Annotated in this window: 17 protein-coding genes; 10 read left to right on the top strand and 7 right to left on the bottom strand. The window is 39.9% G+C overall.

Features of this window, described 5'->3' with window-relative positions:
* Nucleotide 1: 1 nt before the first annotated feature.
* Genes ACFFRD_RS22480 through ACFFRD_RS22460 form a run of 5 tightly spaced genes read left to right on the top strand, consistent with a single transcriptional unit; the run spans nt 2 to nt 5178 of the window.
* On the top strand, nt 2–1237 hold the full coding sequence (locus tag ACFFRD_RS22480) for a glycosyltransferase family 4 protein (protein WP_392483143.1): 1236 nt from the start codon (nt 2–4) through the stop codon (nt 1235–1237).
* 49 nt (nt 1238–1286) lie between these two features.
* Entirely contained in the window at nt 1287–2246 is a 960-nt protein-coding gene (locus ACFFRD_RS22475) for a glycosyltransferase family 10 domain-containing protein (RefSeq protein ID WP_190960606.1), read from the top strand.
* 3 nt (nt 2247–2249) lie between these two features.
* Nucleotides 2250–3230 (top strand): Npun_R2821/Npun_R2822 family protein, encoded by a 981-nt coding sequence (locus tag ACFFRD_RS22470; RefSeq protein WP_392477521.1) that lies wholly within the window; start codon nt 2250–2252, stop codon nt 3228–3230.
* Between the two features lie 3 nt (nt 3231–3233).
* Nucleotides 3234–4124, top strand: coding sequence for an Npun_R2821/Npun_R2822 family protein (locus ACFFRD_RS22465; protein ID WP_114083768.1), 891 nt, complete (start codon nt 3234–3236; stop codon nt 4122–4124).
* A gap of 16 nt (nt 4125–4140) precedes the next feature.
* A complete protein-coding gene (locus ACFFRD_RS22460; protein ID WP_392477518.1) occupies nt 4141–5178 on the top strand; it encodes an Npun_R2821/Npun_R2822 family protein in 1038 nt (345 codons plus the stop codon).
* Nucleotides 5179–5230: 52 nt separating this feature from the next.
* On the opposite strand, the gene ACFFRD_RS22455 is transcribed toward ACFFRD_RS22460, so the two are convergent.
* The 5 genes from ACFFRD_RS22455 to ACFFRD_RS22435 all read right to left on the bottom strand — a co-directional run bounded on the left by ACFFRD_RS22455 (nt 5231) and on the right by ACFFRD_RS22435 (nt 10737).
* A complete protein-coding gene (locus ACFFRD_RS22455) occupies nt 5231–6115 on the bottom strand; it encodes a hypothetical protein (RefSeq protein ID WP_114083766.1) in 885 nt (294 codons plus the stop codon).
* Nucleotides 6116–6452: 337 nt separating this feature from the next.
* On the bottom strand, nt 6453–6827 hold the full coding sequence (locus tag ACFFRD_RS22450; protein ID WP_114083765.1) for a hypothetical protein: 375 nt from the start codon (nt 6825–6827) through the stop codon (nt 6453–6455).
* Nucleotides 6828–6853: 26 nt separating this feature from the next.
* Nucleotides 6854–8578: an ABC1 kinase family protein gene (locus tag ACFFRD_RS22445; RefSeq protein ID WP_392477516.1), complete on the bottom strand. Its 1725-nt coding sequence runs from the start codon at nt 8576–8578 to the stop codon at nt 6854–6856.
* 244 nt (nt 8579–8822) lie between these two features.
* Complete coding sequence (locus ACFFRD_RS22440) at nt 8823–8993, bottom strand: hypothetical protein (RefSeq protein WP_392477514.1); 171 nt, start codon at nt 8991–8993, stop codon at nt 8823–8825.
* Between the two features lie 469 nt (nt 8994–9462).
* Nucleotides 9463–10737 (bottom strand): MFS transporter, encoded by a 1275-nt coding sequence (locus tag ACFFRD_RS22435; RefSeq protein ID WP_392477513.1) that lies wholly within the window; start codon nt 10735–10737, stop codon nt 9463–9465.
* A 535-nt stretch (nt 10738–11272) separates the two neighbouring features.
* Between ACFFRD_RS22435 and ACFFRD_RS22430 the strand changes: the two genes are divergently transcribed.
* Both ACFFRD_RS22430 and ACFFRD_RS22425 read left to right on the top strand, forming a co-directional pair.
* A complete protein-coding gene (locus tag ACFFRD_RS22430) occupies nt 11273–13783 on the top strand; it encodes a TonB-dependent receptor domain-containing protein (protein WP_392477512.1) in 2511 nt (836 codons plus the stop codon).
* Nucleotides 13784–14157: 374 nt separating this feature from the next.
* Nucleotides 14158–15339: an MFS transporter gene (locus ACFFRD_RS22425; protein ID WP_392477510.1), complete on the top strand. Its 1182-nt coding sequence runs from the start codon at nt 14158–14160 to the stop codon at nt 15337–15339.
* 367 nt (nt 15340–15706) lie between these two features.
* Here ACFFRD_RS22425 and ACFFRD_RS22420 read toward each other — a convergent pair whose 3' ends face one another.
* On the bottom strand, nt 15707–18346 hold the full coding sequence (locus ACFFRD_RS22420) for a M1 family aminopeptidase (protein ID WP_392477508.1): 2640 nt from the start codon (nt 18344–18346) through the stop codon (nt 15707–15709).
* Between the two features lie 553 nt (nt 18347–18899).
* On the opposite strand from ACFFRD_RS22420, the gene ACFFRD_RS22415 reads away from it, so the two are divergent.
* Complete coding sequence (locus ACFFRD_RS22415) at nt 18900–20579, top strand: DUF3352 domain-containing protein (protein WP_114083762.1); 1680 nt, start codon at nt 18900–18902, stop codon at nt 20577–20579.
* 77 nt (nt 20580–20656) lie between these two features.
* Here the strand turns inward: ACFFRD_RS22415 and mscL are convergent, their stop codons facing one another.
* A complete protein-coding gene (gene mscL, locus ACFFRD_RS22410; RefSeq protein ID WP_392477507.1) occupies nt 20657–21088 on the bottom strand; it encodes a large conductance mechanosensitive channel protein MscL in 432 nt (143 codons plus the stop codon).
* 255 nt (nt 21089–21343) lie between these two features.
* On the opposite strand from mscL, the gene ACFFRD_RS22405 reads away from it, so the two are divergent.
* Complete coding sequence (locus tag ACFFRD_RS22405; protein ID WP_392477506.1) at nt 21344–22264, top strand: class I SAM-dependent methyltransferase; 921 nt, start codon at nt 21344–21346, stop codon at nt 22262–22264.
* Nucleotides 22257–23225 (top strand): PrsW family intramembrane metalloprotease, encoded by a 969-nt coding sequence (locus ACFFRD_RS22400; protein WP_392477504.1) that lies wholly within the window; start codon nt 22257–22259, stop codon nt 23223–23225. Before ACFFRD_RS22405 ends, ACFFRD_RS22400 begins: the two co-directional genes overlap by 8 nt.
* Nucleotide 23226: the final 1 nt, after the last annotated feature.

The following is a 23226-nucleotide window of genomic DNA, read 5'->3' as shown; positions in this document are numbered from 1 at the left end:
TATGAAAAATAATACTTTAAAAAAACACTACATTTTTTTCATTGGTGAAGAATTACCCCAGCCAGAGGCTCATCTAGTGCAGTCTACAAATGCAGCTAATGCCGCCGCTAACTTGGGATACTCAACAGTTTTGGTATACCCTGAAAAAGGAGCAAAAGCTAATAACCCAATTAATTTATTGCGTCCTTTTAAACCGAGAAAAACCCCAACAGAACTTATTGAATATTACAATCTTCATGACAAATTAAAAGTTGCTCCATTACCGATGCCTTGGCCGATTGACCATTTTTCGAGCAAATTTACTGACTCCAACACCATTGCAAGCAAGTACTATTTACCATTTCATATACTTCCAACTACTAAACTTGTCCATAGTCGCAACTGGAATTTTGTCAAAGCTGCTATCAAAAACGGCATTCCGGCAATTTATGAACACCATCACCATGAAGAGAAACCATTTGAGCAAGAAATTGTTACAAATCCACTGTTACAAATAGCTGTCACCGTTGTAGAAACAATCCGTGAAAGCATGATTAAAAATGGAATGCCGCCAGAAAAAGTAATTAAGCTGCACAATGGTTTCAATCGCTTATTTATGCAGAGGCAACCAGAAAAAGCCGCAGAATGGCGACAAAAACTATTGCGAGATGAAAACCAAAAATTGGTAGTTTATGCGGGAGCATTACAGCAATTTAAAGGTATTGATGTACTAATTGATGTGGCTAATGAAATGCCTAATGTGCAATTTGCCTGTGCAGGTGGTAAGCCAGCAGAAGTAGAATATTATCAGCAATTGGTAAAAGAAAAACAGGTTAATAATATTCAGTTTTTGGGCTATGTCTTGCATAATGAATTAGCGTCTTTGCTACAAGCAGCAGATGTTTTAGCTCACCCTCATTGTTCCGGGAAAGCGGCAACTTTCACATCTCCTTTAAAGCTGTTTGATTACTTCGCCTCTGGAACTCCCATTGTCTCGACGGAAATTCCTTCATTAGTTGAGTTTCAAGATACAAAAGCGTTCACCGGAGGTGTTGGCGAAGCCATCGCTGCTTGGTGTGAACCAGATAACCCCAGCAAATTTGCCGAAAGTCTGAAGCAGGTTTTAGAAACTCATCCTAGAAAAATAGAAGGTTATCCAGATAGTATCGAATTTGTCAAGCAGTTTTCTTGGGAAAATCGAGCCGCAAAAATCCTTAGTTATGTTGATGAATCTTTACTTCCTCAACTTATCGTATAAGGAAAATAACTAATGACAAATGACAAATGACAAATGACTAATAACTAAAATGACTATAAAAACTGTAGGTATGATTAGTGGCTATCGAGGTTTAGAAACTAGAGCCGATTGGCTGTGGCAACAAACTCCCCATCAATTTGGAGTTTGGGGCAATATGCAAATGCAGGCACTAGCAACCAAACCAGATTTTCTACTGATGTATCAATTTGATTTTCCCCAAGCAGCGCCACAAAAATCTTGGTTAGATAGCTTTCGCAAACGGCAGCAAAAATCAGTAGTAAATGTTGATTCTCTACTGCGTGGTGTCAACAAAGAGCGGATTATTTATTTGCTAAGAGAACCACCTTTAGATGAAATTGTCGAAATAACTAATCATAATTATCAACAAGCCCAGAAGTATTGCGGCTACATTTCTGGCCCCGATGATTTTGCCCCAACTCCTGACTATATGCCTGCTATTTGGTATCATTCAAATTCATTTCAAGATTTAAATGAAATGCCACCACCTCAAAAGGTTGCCCCATGTAGTTGGATTACTTCGGGAATAAGTCGTACAGCCAAACATCGCCAGCGTTTAGACTTTTTGCAGTCGCTACAATCTAGTGGCATAAAATTTGATTTATATGGGCGTAACTTACCAGAATCGGCTAAAAAATCGGGAGAACTAGGTAATAAATGGTATGGGATGGCACCATACTATTACAATTTGGCAATTGAAAATTATGCTGATAATAATTGGTATGTCAGTGAGAAACTTTGGGATAGTTTACTTTCCTGGTGTCTACCAATTTACTATGGTGGCCCGGCTGCTGATAAATTATTGCCACCTGGTAGTTTTTTGCGGTTGCCCAGTTTAGATGAAAAAGGTATTGCCTACATCAAAGAAGTGACAGCTACACCTGATGCTTGGTATGCTGCCAAAGATGCGATCGCAGAAGCACGTCAAATCATTTTACATAAATTAAACTTACTTAACTGGTTATCAAACTTTGTTGATCAACACTCATAAATTATGAATGGTATTTGTACCCTTGGCAATGATTATGTTTTCGATCAACTGGTGGCTTTGCTCAACAGTATTGATGTTATCTTGGGCCCAGAAACTCCTGTTTGTATCTATCCTTTCGACCATCAGACACAGCGAATTGCTGATGAAATAGCTAAACGCCCTAATGTATTTCTTTACGATAATCAAGAATCAATCAACCGTTGGGATCAATTTATGCTCTCAGCAGCACCAGAGCGATTGAATCGGAATAAATCACGGTTATATGGCGCTCACCGTCGTTTTTGCGCCTTTGATGGACCATTCGATAAATTTATCTATTTAGATGCAGACACCTTGGTGATGAATTCTCTGGCATCGGTGTTTGAAAAGCTAGATACTTATGATTTTGTTGTCTACGATTTCCAATTTAAAGACGTTAGTAAGATATATAATGTTAACTCGCCAAAATTACTAGAAGTTTTCGAGCAAAAGCGGATTGATTCTGAAATTTTTTGCTCCGGTTTCTATGGTGCAAAACGAGGAACATTTAACTTAGAACAAAGAGATTTACTGATATCGCATTTACAAAATGGTGAGGCAGAAATTTTGTATGGCGGTGCTGGAGAACAACCACTGATAAACTACATGGTAATGAGGTCTAATCTTTCTATTTATAACTTTGCTCGTCAACTACCAGATAATGAAAAGACAGGATGTTCTGCCACATCTAAGCACTTCGAGGAACGAGAACACCTTCTTTATGACAAAGGGAATCGGCTAACCTACCTTCATTATATTGGTATTCCTCCTAATATTAATCAAGCAGTCTGTGCTGGAGAAAATATTGATTTTCCCTATCGAGATTTATTTCTCTACTATCGTTACTTAAACGAACCAGATAAGCGTCCCATCTTTCAAAACCCTCCGAAGAATTATGATGACGCTCCAGTCCCAAATTTACTTACAAGAGCTTTGCGAAAACTTAAGTTAATTAACCAAGGATAATTTATGAGCAGGGGAATTTATATTGTTGCAAACGATCGTGTTATTGATAATGCGATCGCTTTACTAAATAGTATTCGTTACTATGATCCAGAAGTAACTATTTATCTGATACCATTTAACGAAAATTATCACAAGGTAGCAGAACAGCTTTCTACCTTACACAAAGTGCAAATTTTCCCCGATTTGGAACTTATTGATAAATTTACCAAACGCATCGGAGAAATTTTTGATCGAGATTTCCTCGCCTTACCAAACAAAATGCGTAAACTGGTGGCGTGGTTTGGCCCTTTAGATGAATTTATTTATATTGATACAGATATTGTCGTTTTTGAAAAAATCGCCGACAATTTAGACAAACTTTCAGAAGTCGATTTCTTCTGTTGTGATTACCATCATGCCAATGACAAACTACGAAATATCTTTTCCCCATTTGTGAAAGAGCAGCAAATTTTTTCTGATGCCCAACTTCAAGATGTTTTCAACAGTGGCTTTTGGGCTTCAAGAAAAGGAGTCATTACCGAAGAACAAATGGATGAAGCTTTGCGCGAGTGTGCAGCGCATCGTGAATATTTCGATTTTTCTGAAGGAGTTACAGACCAGCCAATTTTAAATTATCTTGTTCTCAAACTGATTGCCAAACGAGGAAATCTCGTCAAAATTCCTGGCGGTGGGCCTGGTAGTTGGGCGGGTTCACAAAGTTTCCAACAGCAAGATTACGCCCTCTATGACCGAGGACAACGACTAAAATATCTCCACTGGGCTGGTACACGGATGAAAACTGGTAGTCCCTATTGGCAATTGTGGGAACACTATCGCTATCTCCATGAGGGGAAATTTGCTTTCATCTCTAAACTAACTCGCCGTTTATTTCCTTTTGTTGCTGCCCGCACTTAATATTAGGAGTATCCCAATGATTGATGGTATCTACATCCTAGCCAATGATGTTGTCTATGACCAACTAGTAGCATTGCTCAACAGTATAGAAGCTAATGCTGGTAGGAAAATTCCTATTTGTATACTTCCATATAATCAGCGCTTAGATAAGGTGAAGGCAGAGATTGCATCTAGAGATAATATCAGCTTATTTGAAGATTCTGATTCCATAGCTTATTGGGATAACTTTGCGACTCAGATATGGAAAAATTATCCTAGAGCGCAAAGAACTTGGCGAGAGTGGGGTTTTTCAGAACTCTATGAGTTACCAATGCACCGCAAATTTTGTGCTGTGGATGGCCCCTTTGATAGATTTATTTATTTTGATGCAGATACCTTGTTAATGGGGCCAGTAGATTATGTATATGAAAAATTAGATACATCTGATTGGGTAGTCAATGATTTTCAATATAAGTCTGACTTAAAATTTATTTTTGATGGTTCACCAGAGCAAATACAGAAAATTTTCAATTCAGAAAACTTGCAAGATAAAGTATTTTGTGCTGGTTGGTTTGCAACCAAGAAAAATATTTTTTCTCCAGCGATAAAAGCCGATTTAATGGGCAAATTAATATCGGGTGAGGCAGATGTCATGGCTTTTTTAGCACCTGACCAATCTTTATTTAACTACATGGTGTTGAGAAGTGGTATTTCCTATTATAACTTTGCTTTTCATGACTGCGAGCAGGCAACTGGTAATCACTGGAGTTCTAAATTTGATGTGGTAGATAATATCCTCTATGACCAAGGGCGGAGATTGACCTACTTACACTATATGAGTGTGTCTTCTTCAGCTTTTGTGCGGCTTTGTGGAGGTGAAGATGTAGATATTCCTTACCGTGATGTTTTCTTATATTATCGCTATTTAAAATCACCTGAAAAACGGCCTCAAAGTTTTACCCGCCCAAGCCAGATAACGCTTTTGCAAAAATCTACTAGTAGTTTTATTCAGCAAAGAGTAAACAATATTAAATTAAAGTATCGTAACTTCAAGGATAGAATTAGTGGTTATTAATAACTCAGTAAAGATATGTCAATTAAATCAGCTTGTTGATTTTTTAAAATTTTCATCGGTGATAAAAATTAAAATTACTCAATGCCGCAAGTCTTAAACGTAAGTACCGATAGTAATAACCAATAAATTTATTTAGTTTATGCAATAGCTTTTGGAAAAGTGAATTTTTGTGGTATTCAATCGCTTCGTGCTGTTGAAAATATATCAGCGTTTTATCTGGATTTGCTTGTCCCTTTTTGATTTTCTGCCGTTCTACCCAATCCTTGAAATAAACAATACCGTCCATAGCATCCCATCGAACTGGTAATCCCGCCTTAGCAGCAGCTAATCCTATTGCATAACCCTCAGCACTATAAAAACCATTTAACTCACAGTAAAGTGCAATAGTTTCCCATTGCTTAATAAATTCGATTTCCCGCCCATCTTGCCTTGTAACTACAAATAACATTTCCATGACAAACTGAATATTAGTATCTTCTAAATCCAGGTCTAGTTTTTGTGCTAGTTTGCTCAGAATGGTCAAATCTCTAACTCTATTTGCCTTGAAATCATCATTTGCTGAATTAATATATTCTTGATTGTGTTTGACAATACTGGTACAACTTCTTGCTGTTATGCCAGGAAGCCATTTTATATCTGGTTGTAACTTATCTAATATTCTGATATCTGCATCGACAAATATACAAGTATTAAACAGTGATATTGCTTTGGCAATTACAAACCTTTTATCATGGTAACAACCAATGCTATGTTGTTCATGTTGAAATGCTAGAACGTTAGGATATATTTTAAATTCTTCTGGCTTATCTGTTAGGACAATTAAATATACTCCTGGCGAATGTTTTTCGATATCTTGAGCTAATAGGAAAGCATGAGAGCGATATCTTTTCCCTAAAGCTAAAGTACAAAAACAAATGTCTGATTTTTCTTGGTTCATAAGATTTTATTGTTGAAATAAAATTTGACTGAGACTAATATTAAAAATTTGTTTAGAGACAGAAGAATCATGCAAATTGTTTCGATTTAAATCAAACACTATGTTCACATATATAATATAGGGGCTGACTACTGTAATAGTACCTATTTTTCTCTAATTACTAAAATTCTATACAATCCCTAAAAGATTTTAAGACATGAATTAATTGCATCTATACTAAAGCCTTGAAAAAAGCTAACTACAAAAGTATAAATGCTCACCATAGTTGGTGAGCATTTAAGTTTATTCCTATATCAAGATAGTTCAGTTAATAATAACTTAAACATATTTTATCAATCTAAGAAAAAGAATCTAAATCTAAAGATTGCATCCCTTCACGTTCTATAAAGGTCATCATACTTCCCAACTGCAACCAAACTAATAAACAAGTAAACAAACTAATTGGTAGACCGACTCCTAAAGCCAACGTGGAGGGAAAGCCAAATATTTCTAAGCCTGAAGACAGAAATAGACAAGTCCCGCCAGTGATACCGATAAATGGCACAAGTAATTGTTTTAGAGAGGAACGTGGTTCAGTATTTTCTGCTTTTTCGCTTGGCCAGTTCTGCACAATTACTTTCAAAGTGCCAGATAATGCTAAACCAGATGTTAATGCTGTCAAAAAGCCAACGAGTAAGAGGAAATAGGGTGGTTGTAGAGGAAAATAGTACATTATTAAAACTCCTGATTTATAGGTTTTTAGTTTTTAATTGCTGACTGGTTTCCAGTAAAAGGCACTAGAAATGTAGCTTTTGGCAAAATAGCCGCCGCGCCTTCTCTAGATAAATTTGTTAAAATGCCGATCGCTACATTTAATAAACGATCCGGTTTTAAGTCATCTTTAACTAGGTTCCACAGGCGTTGGACATCTTCGGTGTGGAGGCGGTCATCTTCAGTGAGAGCCAGCACCAGCTGTCGCCGCAGAAACTTGCCTTCTTCCGACATTAAAAATTGGAAACCCATTTGGGCTGTGGGCAATACATCAAAGTTGTTATCGCTACGAGCGATCGCAATTAAATTCTCTAAACGCTGCCACTGAAATTTACCATCTTTGAATAACACATTCAATAATCGCCGCCGTAACTCCGGCGATTCCCCCGTCAGCAACCGCCGTGCTATGTAGGGATAACCCACTTCCACAATTTTGAAATCTGGGTTGAGGCTCAGGGCAATACCTTCTTGAGTCACCAAGGAACGAATAATCAAAGCAAACTTTGCCGGAACTCGGAAAGGATATTCGTACATCAGTTCCGAAAATTCATCGGTAATTGTTTTGAAGTTAAAATCCTTGACATTTTTGCCAATGGCGTTTCCTAGCACCGCTTCTAATGCTGGCACTATCGGGCAAATATTTGTGTCTGGAGTCAGAAATCCTAATTTTACGAAGTCTTCGGCTAAGTCGGTATAGTCTTTATTCACCAAATGCACTAGCGCATCTACCAGTGTTTCTTTGGTGTTTTCTTCCAACTGATCCATCATGCCGAAGTCGATATAAGCCATCCGGCCATCGGGTACAGCAAATAGATTACCGGGATGGGGGTCAGCATGAAAGAAGCCGTGTTCTAGGAGCTGTTGCAATCCTGAAGTAACGCCAATTTGGATAATCGCTTCTGGGTCTAAACCTGCTTCGCGGATGCTTTTAGTATCCGTCAGCTTGAAGCCGTTAATCCATTCCAGGGTTAAAACGTGGGTATTGGTATAACGCCAGTAAATTCCTGGAACTTTAACTTGTGGGTCGTTACGGAAATTGCTAGCAAATTTTTCGGCGTTGCGGCCTTCATTTATATAGTCGATTTCTTCAAATAGCTTCGTGCCAAACTCGTCCACGATTAAAGTTAGGTCGTGACCGAGATTCAGGGGCAACCAAGGAGCTACCCAACTCGCACCCCAGCGCAATAAATAGAGGTCGCGGGTAAGAGTTGGGCGTAAGTTTGGGCGTTGCACCTTCACTGCGACTTCTTCGCCACTGATTAGACGACCACGGTATACTTGACCCAAGCTAGCTGCTGCGACTGGGTGAGGTGAGAGTTCGCTAAAACATTCATCAATTGGACGATCTAGCTCGGTTTCGATAATTTTGTAAGCGATCGCATTATCGAAAGGTGGTAACTGATCTTGTAACTTGATCAGTTCTTCTAGAAAATCCTTACGTATTAAGTCAGGTCTGGTGGAGAGGGCTTGACCAACTTTAATAAAAGTCGGGCCGAGGCGGGTGAGCAGTTCTCGCAACTGGATAGCTCGTTTACCCTTGTTCTGCTCAACTTTGTCTTGCCATTCGTCCCACTTTAGACTGATTATAAATACTGCAAAAGAGGAGATAATTCTCAGCAGTCGCCCCCAGGCTAGCCAAGGACGGTAACTATAATAGCGAGCGATCGCATCTGGATTATAGAGCTTTAGCTGAGTAGCTTGATACTGACCCACGCCTTTATTTGCCTCTTCAACTGAAAAATTTACAATGAGTGTTTTTCTCCTGACCCACAAGTTAGTTGTAAGTTGCAGGATAGCGGTAGTCTTCTATCTAAAACAACTAGAACACTATCCCCAAAGGGTAGAGTTCGAGGCAATTTTAGCATTTGTTACTGCCTACATTTTGTTTATCTTTTTCTTAATTATACTTTATAAAACTACAACTACTTCTCCAACTTTTAGATGATTTTATCTTTTCTTAACTTGAATTTATATAAATATAAATATGTACCTGTATCTGATTATGCAAATTTAAAGAAACTGCGATCGGTACAAATTTATTATCTTGTGCATCAACGAAAATACGTCGTTTCAGGCTTTTATCAATCATCCTTTGATAAATAGCGTTGGCGTAGCCCGCCGCAGGCATCGCCTAAAAAGTGTCGAAAAATCAGGGCTTAATACCTGAAATCCACACCACACATTTGCCATTTTTGAATTCTAGAGCTTTTGCATAGCAAGCGATGGCACGATTATTTTCTAATAACAATTACAAGGCCCATTTTTTTATAGTAGTATAGCTTGTATTGATTGCTTCATGAGGCTTCTAGCGTTCGACCTCTCGAAAAGTGACAGAAGAGCGCTATAGGAATCCAATTTGATTTCTGAAAAAATTTAAGTATGGTAGGGTGTGCGATCGCGTAGCGTAACGCACCAAACCCTTGGGACAGTGCGTTAGCCAGAGGTATAACATACCCTACGCATATTTAAAAAATCAAATAGGATTCATATATAGGACTCATATTTGATTTTTGCGAAGGTGTGGTAAATTTCCTGTTAAGAGTTCCTATTCCCGAGTCTTCACAGGTAATTTCATAAATAAAACCGAAGTTATATAGTTAACTAATCTTACGTACTGATGGATTTGCTGCCAAAGAAAGACTCGTAATCAGCATAATGCTACCTGCAACAGTAAAAAGAATAGTCAGATTTAAATTAACTAAGAAACCAGCTAAAGCAAAGGAAATAGGAGCAACACCAAAGGCAGAAAACATTCCCAAACTCATAACTCTTCCTAACATTTCAGGTTGGGTTTGTTTCTGAATCCAAGTAATTCCTACCACAGTAAAAATACAACTGCAAAATCCCAGCACTGCAATTGTGATACTAGCTAGTCCTATATTGCCAATAAAGCCAAGTAAAAATAAACCAAAGCCTTGAATACTCGCAATAGTCAGCAGTAAAACTCCGAGGTTGGGAAGATTTTTGACAAATTGAGGTGTGAGTGTCCCAACTAACCCACCACCACCCCAAGCTGATTGCAATATTCCTAAAGCCACTGCACCACCGGGGAAGCGACTATGAGCCAGTGAAGTCATGCCAACTTGTAATGGCCCAATAAAGAGAAAATTGAGGATTACCATTACCAGCAAAAAGATTCTCAGAGGCTGATTGTGCCATGCGTAGTCAAATCCTTCACGCATACCAGCAATCAAATTCATAGTTTTTTTACTTGAAGCAGAATTTTGATTTAATTCCCCATTCAATGCTATTGCTTTTGCTGTTGTTCCCTTCATCAGCAAAAGCGTGATAGTTGTGATGGCGAAAGTTATCCCATCAATTACAAATGCTACTTCAATACCAGCAGTTGCAATCAGCAAACCACCCAAAGCCGGCCCAATCAGCAAAATTAGTTGGGAAGTTCCTTGGCTCAAGGTATTACTTGCTATTAACTGTTCTTTTGATACAAGACTGGGTATAATTGATTTAGATGCAGGTATAAAAAAGCCATCAAATATTCCGAAGCTCACAGCAAATAAGTAAATATGCCATAGTTGGGTGATTTTAAGCGCAACAATTATTGCAAATAAAACAATTAGCAATCCACGTAAAGCATTGGAAACAAACATAACTAATCGTGGTGAAAAGCGATCGCTCACCACACCACCAAATAGCATCAAAACAGCACGGGGAATTGCTGCACTCATTAACACTGTACTTAGGGTAATACCAGAGTTAGTTAGCTGTATTGTTAACCAAGGTAATGCAATTATGTAAAACTGGTCGCCTAGAAGTGAAACAGTTTCACCGATGTACAGAAGTAAGAAGTTGCGTACAGTTAGTGGTTTCCAGAGAGGAACTTGATTCTGACTAGAATTTGCTGATTTTTCCATATATGCTTTATACCAATTCTTTATGAGCTTGCATGGCAGGAGTTTTCAGTGTAGCTATTCTATGGATATTAAGAGTATAAAATAGTATATACAAGCTTTTGCTATTTGATTTTTTGTTCAATAAATAAGTAAATTAATAAAAATTATGATAATAAGGATTTGAGATATTTATGGTAGAAAACTAGACAAAAAATATAACTCCAACTCATTGCACCCCCACGGTTCGGTTAAGCCAAGAGACTTGATAAATCGCCGTCAATACGAAGGATTGATTATTGTAGAGACGGCGATTTATCGCGTCTTTGTGATTTAGAATTTTTATCAAAAAACCCTAATTGAACCGTATTGCTTACACCCCGACACCTATTTTCAAGCTAAAACGCAATTTAGAAGTTTGACAGTTTGTCATTTGACACATTTACCACAAAGCCAAACAATTTAGTACATAAACGCTTTAGTCTATTTGCTACTAATAGCTTTAATACTGTCAACTTTTATTGACAATTTGAGATTACTTTTTTGGCGTGAGGATTAAATGAGGAAACTGTATCTACTGGGAAATTTAGGATTAGCTATCATACTTACCATATTTATAAATCAACAAGCTTTAGCTGTCACAAAAGAAGATCAAATTCCCCAACTTTCAGATATTAAGCTTCCTCACACAAGTGTCAAGGAGTGGCTAGCTCAACAAGAGGAGTCTACTATTCTAGTAACAGGGATAAAGTTGAATCAGATGGCTAGTGGATTAGAAGTTGTTTTAGAAACATCTGCATCTGACAAGCTGCAAGCCACAGCTAAAATAGAAGGTAATAGCTTTATTGCAAATATTCCCAATGCACAACTGCGTTTCGCAAGTGGTAATACCTTCCGTCAAGAAAAGCCAGTTGCGGGAATTACGGAAGTATTGGCGGCAAACCAGGATGCAAATAGTATCCAAATTACTGTAGTGGGGACAACACAAGCCCCAAAAGTCGAACTATTTGACAGCGATGAAGGTTTAGTTTTAGGGGTGACACCAACAACACCTGAAACTCAACCATCAGCCGATAGCCAAAAACCTAATGAACCAGATATTGAACTAACTGTTACCGCCCAAAAACGACCAGAAAATGCACAGAATGTACCCATTAGTGTTACGGTAATACCGCGTCAGGAAATAGAAGATGCTAACATCGATTCTTTGATTGATATTGCCAATCAAACACCCAACTTTAACTTTCTTCCCACATCTTCCGGCGGTACAGAGTTTAGTAATTACAGTTTGCGGGGTTTGAACAATCAAAATTTCCTTACTGCTCAGGATAGCGTAGCCTTTTACATCGATGATATTCCAATTGACTATAACGGCTTTTTAGACTTGGCTTTACTCGATCTAGAACAAATAGAAGTGCTAAGAGGCCCTCAAAGTACGCTATACGGGCGAAATAGTTCTGGTGGGGTCGTCAATATCACTTCCAGACAAGCAACGCCAGAACCACAAACACGAATTAGTGCAAGTTACGGTAGATATAACAGCCGCGAATTGCAATTCTCTCTCAACGATGCTTTGGTTGACGATAAACTATCACTGAGAATTGCGGGAGCTTACAGAGGACAGGATGGATTTATTAGGAACCTAGCCACAGGTAATGAAATAGGCGAGCGATCGCGCCTAGCTGCACGAGCGCAACTCCTGTGGACACCTACACCGGATTGGACAGTATCTTTTAATAGCTATAACAGCTTTACAGATGACGGTAATCCAACCTACAACAAGCTAAATCCTAGTGACCCATTCGAGGTTAATTTACAAACCGAAGGATACAGTAAGCTAGATACAAATACCCAAGCTTTTAAAATCGGTTACAACGGTGAGGGTTTCCGAGCCACATCTATCACCGCACGTCGTTTTACCCGTCAAGAAAACGTTGTTCCGGGAAGCACAGGAGCGGTACAAATTATTGATGGTATTGATTCCACATTATGGACGCAGGAATTACGTTTCCAATCTCCGGAAACGGCAAAGCGTTTTCAATGGTTGTTAGGTAGTTACTACGAATCTCGTGACTTTAACGTTGGCGATGCTCAAACCGACTTTCCTGGATTTGGAAGATTTAGACGTACTGGAGACGATTATCGTCAAACCTATGCAGTATTTGGACAAGTAGATTATCAGCTTATAGAAGCATTAACTGTATTTGCTGGTTTACGTTACGAATCTAGTGATGCATCTTCAGATAGTACTTATGATTTAGTAAACGCTGACGGAACTCTCACTCCCCAGCGTCCGGCATTTAACAATGAAAAAGTCAGCAACAATGAATTGATTCCCCGCTTCGGTTTGAAATATCAATTCAATCCTAATTTAATGGGATACGTAACTATTGCTAAAGGTTACAGACCGGGTGGATTAAACTATCGCGCCAATAGCGAAGCAGAACTGCGATTTGGAGAAGAAAAAACCTGGAGTTATGAAATCGGTTTGAAATCTTCTTGGTTGAGCGATCGTTTAATTGCCAACCTATCAGTCTTTCACAATGATGTAAATAACTATCAAGTTTTGCAATATGACGAGAGTGGGTTTTTTGGCAGAGTTAGTAATGTTGACCTGAAAGCCACAGGAGTAGAATTTGAACTGAAAGCCAAACCAGCTAAGGGATTCGATTTAACTGCATCAGTTGGTTATGTAGATAGTATATATAAAAACTACCTAAATTCCGATACAGGTGTAGACCTAAGCAATAATCAAGTTCCCCTATCCCCACAATTTACCTATAATTTAGCTGCTCAATATCGCAGTCAGTCCGGCTTATTTGCTCGTGCAGAATTGCGTGGTTATGGGATTACTTATTTTGATGATGCGAACCAAATCAAGCAAGAACCTTATGCCTTAGTTAATGCCCGCATCGGTTATGAAGCTGAGAAATATGGCATTTATTTATATGCAAATAACTTGTTTGATACTCGCTACATCACCTCTGGATACTTATTCCCAGTACCGGATGGAACCGCAGGATTTGGCGATCCCGTGACCTATGGCGTGCAAGTTAAAGCTAATTTCTAATTTAATTGTTGTAGCGATGGGAAAATTATCAAAACAGAATTCAGGAGTCAGGAGTCAGAATTCAGAATTGAATTTTGTACGACTGGTGGATAGCGCAGCGTTAGCGAGTCCGCGTTCGCGCAGCGTCTCGTAGAGAGCGTCTGAATAAATGGGTTTAAGATACCCGTGCTTATCGTACCCCTACGGGGAAGCAAGCTACGCGCAGCCTCTCTGAAAGAAAAGATTTAGTGGTATTCAATTAGTCGGGTATTCAGACCCACCACTAATTGATTCTGACTCCTGTTAGCGCAGCGGGGCGTAGCCCATTCTGGCTTCTGAATTCTTCTTTAACTTTCCCATCGCTATTTTTGATTTTTTATTCTCTGCACATTGCCATGCTTGCTAAATTAATCCTACTCGCCGCGCTTTATACTACTCAATTCATTCCCACAACCTTTTTTATCCAAACCGTACCTGTTTTTATGCGACAGCAAAATATGTCGCTGGATGCTATCGGGTTGTTAAGTTTTCTCATTCTTCCCTCAGCGTTAAAATTTCTGTGGTCGCCTTTTATTGACCGCTACAGTTTGCCAAAGTTAGGACATTATCGCGGTTGGATTATCTGTTTTCAAGTTTTGTTAGCACTTGTAACATTTGGATGTGGATTTATTGATATTCAAGAGAATTTCAATATCTTAGTTTTTTGTATGTTTCTCGCTTTTTTATTCTCCGCCAGCCAAGACATTGCAACTGATGCGTTAGCAGTAAATTTACTCGAACCGCGAGAAAGAGGATTAGGAAACGCTATTCAAGCTGGGGGAAATGTTTTTGGCGCTATTATTGGTGGAGGTGGAGCGCTGATTTTACTAGATAGAATCGGCTGGCGGTATAGCTTGATAATCATGTCAGTTGTAATTTTTCTGACTTTAATTCCAGTAATATTATATAAAGAAAAAATTAGTAAGAAATCTCAGAAATCAAACTTTTTTAAATCTTATTTTCAACCTTTTATCAACTTTCTCTCGCGTCCCAAAGCATTACCGTGGCTTTTCGTAGTATTGCTATATATGGGAGGCGAAATGATGTCAGGTACAATGCTTCGTCCACTTTTTGTTGATAGAGGTTTGTCGCTCTCAGATATTGGCTTAATGTTGGGTATTGTCAGTTACAGTGTCCGTATTGTTAGTGCTTTGATTGCAGGAGTTTTGATTACCCACTTGGGAAGATTACGTTCTCTAGCTCTATTTGGCTTTGCCGCTAGCATAATGACTCTTTTGTATATTATACCTGCAATTGGTATCAGTAGTTTACCTGTGTTGTATGCTGTGAGTATAACAGTCAATGCAGCTCAAAGTATGGCATATACCGCATTACTAAGTGCCATGATGGATAAATGCGAACCTGCAACAGCCGCTACTGATTATACATTTCAGGTGTCAGTAGTATACATTGGTGGAATTGCTGCTTCAGTTCTGAGTGGTGCGATCGCCACTGCTACGGGATATACGTTTATGTTTATCATTAGTGCAGCCTTGAGTTTATTGAGCGTATTACTAATAACCAACTTGCGGGCATAGAAGCAAAATAATCATAAGGTATATATAGCAATCATATTTGATTTCTGAATCACTCGTAGAGGTAAGGGACTGGGGATTGGGGACTGAGAAGAACGAATAAAGGTGTACTGAGTTTTGTTGAAAAATCAAATGTGAGTCCTATATATATGTCTAACAGCAAACAAGGTTATTCCTCACGCTCGAAAATTAGCAATTTATAACCTGCCCATCTATCTGTTCGATTTCTTGCAGGGCAAATTGTATAGTTAGGTGGAAAGATCAACCCGCGAGTCATAACAAAATTGTTATTTACAAGTGCTATAAATTTGGTAATTGGTAGTGGTTTTACCACAATTACCAATTACCAACTTTTAACTATCATCTGCTGCTATTTAGATTTGGCCTCCAAGTTTTCTAAACGGCTTCTCAATTCCTGGTTTTGTTGTTTGAGTTGGTCGAAATCTTCACGCAATTGACGGAGGGTTTTTTCTGAACCGATGTTCTTTTGCACCCTGGAAATTTCTTCTTCAGCATTGCGACGGACACGCCCATCGGCTGTTTGTTCCGCTAGCGATCGCAAAATTCCGACTGCTTTAGGTGTTTCCATTTGTCCCAATGCTGCTGCTACCGACACTTGCGTTAAAAAGAAGGTTTCTTTGGCTAGTTCTGCTAATTTTTCTAAAATCCGTTCCAAATTAACCGGATTTTGACCTACAGAAATCTTTCCTAAAGCGCGAATTGTGGCTAAACGTAGAGGTTGTGGTACACCGATTTTGGTGTATTCGAGTAGTAGATTTAAAGCTGCTTCCGAGGTTTTAAATTCAGCTAAACCAGCGATCGCACCACTCCGCACTACTTCATTCCAACCCGCCTTTTCTTCTAAAATGCCCTTGAGTTGCTTTAGTACCTTATCTTCCTTGGGTTTTTCTTCCAAGTTTGCAGATGCGATCGCGCCAATCACACGAGAAGCAGCAGCTTCCACGTAGTAGCTAGGATCGCCCTTTTGCAACAACCCTCTTACAACTTTATAGCTTTCAGCAGTTTTGATTTGAGCAAGTGCTTCCACTACAGATCGTCGCACATAAGCATTTTTATCTTTTAATCCCAGAACTAAGCCATCAAAAGCTTGGTCTAAATTAATTTTGGCTAGTTGTTTTGCCACTTCCACCCGCACACCCCACAATGGGTCATTTTTGAGGGACGCAGATAGTGCTTTTGTTGCTTCTAACCCGCCTTTTTTCGTTAAAGCTTCTGCTGCATAGATGCGCGAAATTGGGTTGGGATCAGATTCTAATTGTGCTTTTAACTCTGCTATTGGATACTCTAAAGCTACTGTTTTTAGGTAATTATTCTCAACATCAAAGCTGATATATTGGGGCTTATTTTCTAGGGGAAAATAGAAACTTTGTTCTCGTTCATTTATCCGTACTACAAAAACTTTGAGTTGTGAGTTAGAAGTTGTGAGTTTGGAATTATTTTTAACTCCTAACTCCTCACTTCTCACTTCTTGTTGGGTATAGCCAAAACCAATAGGTATTTTTAAATCAAACAAATCCTTACTGCTATTGTTACCTTCAGCAGCTTGGGTTTGAGTTACCGTAATTTTTGCCAACTTAGCATCTCCATCCCAAGAGTAAGCTACCTTAAAATCGGGATGGCCGCCACGATAAACATATTGGTCAAAGAGAAACAAAAGATTATGTCCAGTAGCTTTTTCAATCGCCCTGAGTAAATCTATAGTTTCTACAGTTTTGTGGGCATTATCTTGGACAAATGTTTGAATAGCCTGCCAAAATAATTCATCTCCCAATTGGGCGCGAATCATGTGATAAACACAAGACCCTTTTTCGTAGATATGGCGATCGTAAAGTTCAATAGCTTCGCGGTAAACATGTGTTACCATCGGGCGACGGTAGCGGCTGCTATCTTCACTAATGTAACGACGAGCTTCTAAAAAACGATAGTAAGCTGCTTCTTCTAGACTATATTCCTGTTCTGTCCACATCACCTCAGAATAGGAAGCCATTCCTTCCTTAATCCAAGCATGAGACCAATGCTTAATCACCACCAAATCACCAAACCACTGGTGGGCGAGTTCGTGGACGACTAAACTTTCGGTGTTGCGGTTATCTAAAGCGGCGCGTTCATCCAGCAAACATCTATCTGTTAACAAGGTTGTGGAGGTGTTTTCCATCCCGCCAAAGATGAAGTCATCTACACAAACCTGGGCATATTTCGGGAAAGGATATGGATAACCATACTTTTGGCTCAAAAATTCGATCATCCGGGGAGTTTTGCCCATGCTACGTTTAGCATCTTCCTCCCGCCCCTTTTCTACGTAGTAGGTAACTGGTTTACCCTTCCACTCATCCTGAATTTCGGCAAAGTCACCTACTGCCAAAGTCATCAAGTAGGTAGGATGAACTTGTTGCTGTAACCAATGGTAGATTTTATAATCACCATCTTCTGTGGTGTCAATCAGTTCGCCGTTGGAAATCGCCACGAGGGGGTTGGGGACACGAACGCGAATTTCGGAAGTAGACAATTGTCCTGGATAGTCAAAACAGGGGAACCAAAACCGGGAGTCTTCGTCTTCTCCCTGAGTCCAAACTTGAGTGGGCTTGTTTGGATAATGCTTATCTGGTTGGATAAAATAAATGCCGCGTTGCGGTTTTTCCACCGAGTAGGCGATCGCAATCAGCAAGCGTTTACCAATCTGAGTCGTCTCAGAAAGTTGGATAGAAAGCTGTTCCCCATCGTAGTCAAAATTTTGTGGCACATCGTCCACCTGCACAGACTCGATATTCAGGTTGACAGCATCCAAAGTCAAACGGTCAATGCCATTACGGATTGGCAAGAGGCGAATGCTACAACTGCCCTGATAGCTTTTTTTAGGGATATCTAAGCTGAGATCGAGAAAAATATGCTCCACCTGTCCGGGGCGATCGGGATTGTAGTGTGGTCTTGCTCCCGGTAACTCAAAAGGTTTGTGTCCGTTATTATCTGTATCAAAATAAGACTTCGACATTGATCCTTACTGACCTTGTAATCCTGAAAAGTCTGGCTTGGCTAGATGTAATTAAGCAAAATAGCGGTATCTGTATTTCCCAAATCAATAGGGCAGTATGGGGGTTAAGATTCCCATTGGGGATTGGAGGATTGAAATTAATCTCACCCAAGTTTCCGAAGATCGACTATCGATCCTGGGACTTTTTTCCATATCCCTCCCGCATTTCCTTTTACTGATGTTTTGCACTTTTTTGTCATCGAGTCAAGTGTCTCTTGCACCTCGATAGATTCTCATTAAGTACAAATACTCCTAATTGTTCTTATAACTTAGGATAACTTGCTGCTGTTGAGCAGGCTATTTTATTTGAGATGAACAGCATATCATTTGCGGATTCGCTCCTCATTCCCTTGGAGTCTTTTTTAGGGTAATTATTTGAGACTGCTAGCTTATAGGACTACTAATTTTATCAGTAAATACCGATCGATGAGCGGAAATTATTAATAAATCCGAAAACTCTACAGTGACACTTGTATAAATCTCGGTGACAATCTGAGCAAAAGAGGATAATAAAATGCCCGAAAGTAAATCAAAGTTTTTCATTCCTGCGGTTGGTGCTGCTCTCGTTGTAGCAGGAAGTATCGCGGCTTATATGTATTTGAAAGGCCCATCAGGAAGTAGCTCAGACGCTCTCGGCAGTGCCAAATTAGTACCTTCAACAGCATTGATGGCAACTTATATTACTACTGACCCTCAAGCTTGGGCAAAGTTACAGCAATTTGGCACTCCAGAAGCACAAAAGTTAGTGGCAAAAGGTCTGGAAGATTTCAATAAGCAAATGTTCAGTGACGGTAACGTTTCTTATGAAAAAGACATAAAGCCTTGGGTTGGTGGTGTGATGATTGCTGTACTACCACCAAATTCTGTGAAACCTGCACAGTTAAAAGTGCCTTCCGGGGCACCTAATGTACCAACAAATTTACAGCAGGAATCAAATATCCTGATAGTAGTGGGAATCAAGGATAAAATCAGTGCCTTGAATTTTGCTAATAAATTGAAGTCACAAAAAGGGGTGAAATCTCAGGAATCTGACTACCAAGGTCAAAAAATTCTTGAAACTACAGAAAATGGCAAGCCGACATATAGCGTAGTTTTAAATAATAGTCACTTGATATTAGCCCCCGAAAAGCAAGCTGTAGAAAAAGCAATTGACACCTTTAAGGGACAGTCTTCTTTTGCTAGTAAAGAAGGCGCAAGTAGCATTCTCAGTAAAGGAGTGGATGTTAAAAATAGCCTCGCCCAAATTTATGTACCAGACTATGCAGGTATGGTACAGCAGTTAACTGCCGGAAATCAGCAAGCAAAGCAGTTACCTCCACAAGCCTTGGCGCAACTGAAGCAGATAAAATCTGTGGTAGCGGGTGTTGGTGTTGATGATGCGGGAGTGCGGGTAAAAGCGATCGCTAATTTAGATCCGCAGCTGAATAAATTCCAGTATCAATCAAGTCCGGGAAATATAGTCGGGCAATTTCCTACTGATACCTTTGCTCTGATTAGCGGAAATGGCATCAGCCGTGGCTGGGAAACCTTAGTAGAACAGTCAAAAGATTATCCAGAAATGAAGCAGGCCCTGGAACAAGCACGAGGACAAGTGAAAATTGCCAATATTGACCTGGATAAGGATATTTTTGGTTGGATGAATGGGGAATTTGCCTTTGGTGCTATTCCATCCAATCAAGGAGTGTTAGCCAGTGTTGGTTTTGGAGGTGCTTTAGTATTTGACACTAGCGATCGCAAAACAGCCGAAGCCACCTTGACAAAATTGGATACTTTGGCCAAAGTACAACAAATCAACATTGCCAATAGAAATATTGGTGGTAAAGACGTAACTGAATGGCAAATCCCCAAGCAGGGAGCTTTATTGGCGCATGGTTGGCTGGATCAAGATACTGTATTTGTGGCTCTTGGTGGCCCAATTGCTGACGCAATCAGCGATCGCAAGAATCAATCTCTTAATAATAGCGACGCTTTCAAAGCCGTTACTGGTTCTTTGCAAAAGCCCAACGGCGGCTATTTCTACCTGGATATGGATAAAACTAAAACTGTGCCCCTGGTCAATAGTTTAATTTCATCTGATGCCAATACCATCACCATCCTCAATTCCATTCGTGGTCTTGGCTTTACTGCTAATAGCCCCGATAAATCCACCAGTGAATTAGAGATGTTGTTAGCTCTCAAGCCTTCTGCAAAATAGGGGATTGGGCACAAGGGCGGGGAACAAGGGGGAGAATTAAAAATAACCTCTTTCCCTTTTACTCCCCTTGCTCCCACTTACAAAACTTGATTATTCCGAGATTCCAATGTCTGGCTCAGTCTATCCAACGCCCCAGTCAGCCTTTCCTGAGCTATGACATTAGCGTCTGATGGTAGGGATTCTACGGGAACATCCTCTTGCCTCTTCAATTTTTGTAAGGCGCGAATTGCTACAAATAAAATTAAGGCAATGGTTAAAAAGTCAATGATTGCGCCAAGAAATTGACCGATCGCAATTCCTGGGCCTATGGTGATAGTTCTCCATTCTTTGCCACTCACGCTAATCAAAGGGTTAATCAATGGCATAATCACATCCTCAACAAAGGAGGTGATAACCCGGCTGAAGGCAGTACCGATGATGACTGCGATCGCTAAGTCAATCACATTACCTTTGAAAGCAAATTCTTGAAAATCCCTTAAAAAGCCACTTGCTCTTCTTGCTCTTGCCATACTTGAGACTCAATAAGTTAGTTGTAGTCTTTTTTTATATGGCGCTCAACTTTTTTCCCTCTCTGTTGAGATAGATTTTGTCAATCTTCAATGAAGTGTATAAATTAGAGAACAGTGTGATTCTCTGGAAAAACAAATCACACCAAAATTTTCCATATCAAAATTCCATGACATCGTTATATAATTCAATTCATTTCTAGACTGCCGTCCAGCAATTATGTCATAAGTAAAAAAGCTGTGAACGCAAATTAATTTATGACTGCTACTGTAAAAACGACTCCTGGCTTCGCTTCCCGCTTGGTAAATGGCGTACTGGCAATCAAGCCTTTAGCCAACCTAGCCAAACATCAAGCCCGTCAAATGATGATTAAACGTGCCGAGAGAATTGGTGTGCCTTGGACGCAAGAAGTCGAAACACTACAAGCGCGTGATTGGAAGGCTGATCTAGCTCAAGTACAAAATCCTGAGCTTTCCTACCCAGAATACTATTTGCGGCCATTCCATGCCTACGAAGACGGAGACCTCAGTTGGAAAGCCGCTTGGGAGTTAGAAGTTGCTGCTCGTACTGTCCATGCTGGAATTTGGCAAGATGCTGGAGCAGAAGGAGATGCTAGACTGCGCCAAAGTTACCACGATATCCTCAAAGCGCAAATCCCTAATCAACCCCAAGAAATCCTAGATTTGGCCTGTGGTGTGGGTTTAAGTACATTTACCATGCAAGAAATTTATCCCCATGCCAAAATTACAGGCTTGGATTTATCTCCCTACTTCTTAGCTGTTGCCAACTACCGCGCCCAACAACGCCAAGCTAAAATTAATTGGCTTCATGCCCAAGCCGAATCTACTGGGCTACCAGATGCCTCATTTGATTTAGTCTCAATTTTCTTGATGTGTCACGAATTACCCCAGTCAGCAACCCGACAGATTTTAGCTGAAATGCGGCGCGTGCTGCGTCCAGGTGGCTACTTGGCAATCATGGATATGAATCCCAAGTCTGAAGTTTACCAGAAAATGCCAGCCTACATTTTGACTTTGCTTAAAAGTACTGAACCGTATTTAGATGAATATTTTGCTTTGGATATTGAGCAAGCCTTTGTTGAAGCAGGTTTCCAAACTCCCACTATTACCAACAATACCCACCGTCACCGCACAGTAATTGCTCAGGTGAGTGGTTGATTTTTCTCTACTGCTGTGGTCAGCAATACCACCCTTGCTGCTGCTAGGCTACTACTACTATCGAGTACCATTTGCCCCACCTCTGTTAAAGTTACTGATGTTCTTTGGCATCGGGGCAATATCTGGTATTTTAGCCCTTAGACTTGAATGGAATTTTGAAACTGTAGCCAATTGGGTTGTAGACTGGGAACGGATCAAGCGATCGCTCCCTGGTGCAATCTTGCGGCAGCTTGTGGAAGTAGGTTCAATTGAAGAAGGCTGCAAGTTAGCAGGGGTTGTTGTACCAACCTATTATTTGCAACGCACGTATCGATTACTTCCCTCAACTGTTTTCCTCTTCACCATAGCCGTTGCCCTTGGATTTACCGCCGAAGAGAACTGGATTTATCTTTTTCACAATACAGGATCAATTCTTGGGCGTACTATTAGCACGCCAGTCCATGCCATGTTCTCTGCGCCTTGGGGATATGCCTTGGGAATGTATATTTCGTCTAAAAATCGGTTACATCAAGACAGGAAGTTCATTTTTCTGGCTTGGCTGAATTCTGTGATTTGTCATGCCCTAGTTAATATTCTATCTAGTGCTTGCAGTTACTCACCAGCGCTATGTTTCCTTAATTATGGTTTATTTCCGTTTCTCTTGTGGATGTTTTGGCGATTAGAACAATTACTGCGAAAAGTGCAAGGTAAACCTGTAATTACCCTGATTTCAGAACGTACACCCCAGCGACGTTACTGGCAGAGGGGTTTAGTGCTTTTTGCCCTCGTGCTGGGTGGAAATGCTATTTTTGGGCTGTTTCTCTTAGCCAATAAAATTATTCCTTTGAATCCGTCCAAGCTTTTTGACAGTTATATTTTGTGGTTTATATTTAGTCGATTTTTGTTAAATCTCTTTTTTGGAGTTTTAGCTTGGGGCATTTATCGCTATTTGCGACATTCCGCCCGCCGTCGGTATTTTTAAA

It is taken from the genome of Nostoc sp. C110 (assembly GCF_043099725.1).
Classification (GTDB): Bacteria; Cyanobacteriota; Cyanobacteriia; order Cyanobacteriales; family Nostocaceae; genus Nostoc; species Nostoc muscorum_A.
Note: the sequence above shows the minus strand (reverse complement) of the source record. Positions and strands in the feature narration are given on the sequence as shown.

Excerpts from the sequence above, each read along its gene's own strand:
- ACFFRD_RS22480 (WP_392483143.1), top strand. The coding sequence starts at position 2 with ATGAAAAATAATACTTTAAAAAAACACTACATTTTTTTCATTGGTGAA.
- ACFFRD_RS22425 (WP_392477510.1), top strand. The coding sequence starts at position 14,158 with ATGCTTGCTAAATTAATCCTACTCGCCGCGCTTTATACTACTCAATTC.
- ACFFRD_RS22455 (WP_114083766.1), bottom strand. The coding sequence starts at position 6,115 with ATGAACCAAGAAAAATCAGACATTTGTTTTTGTACTTTAGCTTTAGGG.
- ACFFRD_RS22460 (WP_392477518.1), top strand. The coding sequence starts at position 4,141 with ATGATTGATGGTATCTACATCCTAGCCAATGATGTTGTCTATGACCAA.
- ACFFRD_RS22465 (WP_114083768.1), top strand. The coding sequence starts at position 3,234 with ATGAGCAGGGGAATTTATATTGTTGCAAACGATCGTGTTATTGATAAT.
- ACFFRD_RS22435 (WP_392477513.1), bottom strand. The coding sequence starts at position 10,737 with ATGGAAAAATCAGCAAATTCTAGTCAGAATCAAGTTCCTCTCTGGAAA.
- mscL (WP_392477507.1), bottom strand. The coding sequence starts at position 21,088 with ATGGCAAGAGCAAGAAGAGCAAGTGGCTTTTTAAGGGATTTTCAAGAA.
- ACFFRD_RS22420 (WP_392477508.1), bottom strand. The coding sequence starts at position 18,346 with ATGTCGAAGTCTTATTTTGATACAGATAATAACGGACACAAACCTTTT.
- ACFFRD_RS22405 (WP_392477506.1), top strand. The coding sequence starts at position 21,344 with ATGACTGCTACTGTAAAAACGACTCCTGGCTTCGCTTCCCGCTTGGTA.
- ACFFRD_RS22475 (WP_190960606.1), top strand. The coding sequence starts at position 1,287 with ATGACTATAAAAACTGTAGGTATGATTAGTGGCTATCGAGGTTTAGAA.
- ACFFRD_RS22470 (WP_392477521.1), top strand. The coding sequence starts at position 2,250 with ATGAATGGTATTTGTACCCTTGGCAATGATTATGTTTTCGATCAACTG.
- ACFFRD_RS22440 (WP_392477514.1), bottom strand. The coding sequence starts at position 8,993 with ATGCCTGCGGCGGGCTACGCCAACGCTATTTATCAAAGGATGATTGAT.
- ACFFRD_RS22415 (WP_114083762.1), top strand. The coding sequence starts at position 18,900 with ATGCCCGAAAGTAAATCAAAGTTTTTCATTCCTGCGGTTGGTGCTGCT.
- ACFFRD_RS22450 (WP_114083765.1), bottom strand. The coding sequence starts at position 6,827 with ATGTACTATTTTCCTCTACAACCACCCTATTTCCTCTTACTCGTTGGC.
- ACFFRD_RS22430 (WP_392477512.1), top strand. The coding sequence starts at position 11,273 with ATGAGGAAACTGTATCTACTGGGAAATTTAGGATTAGCTATCATACTT.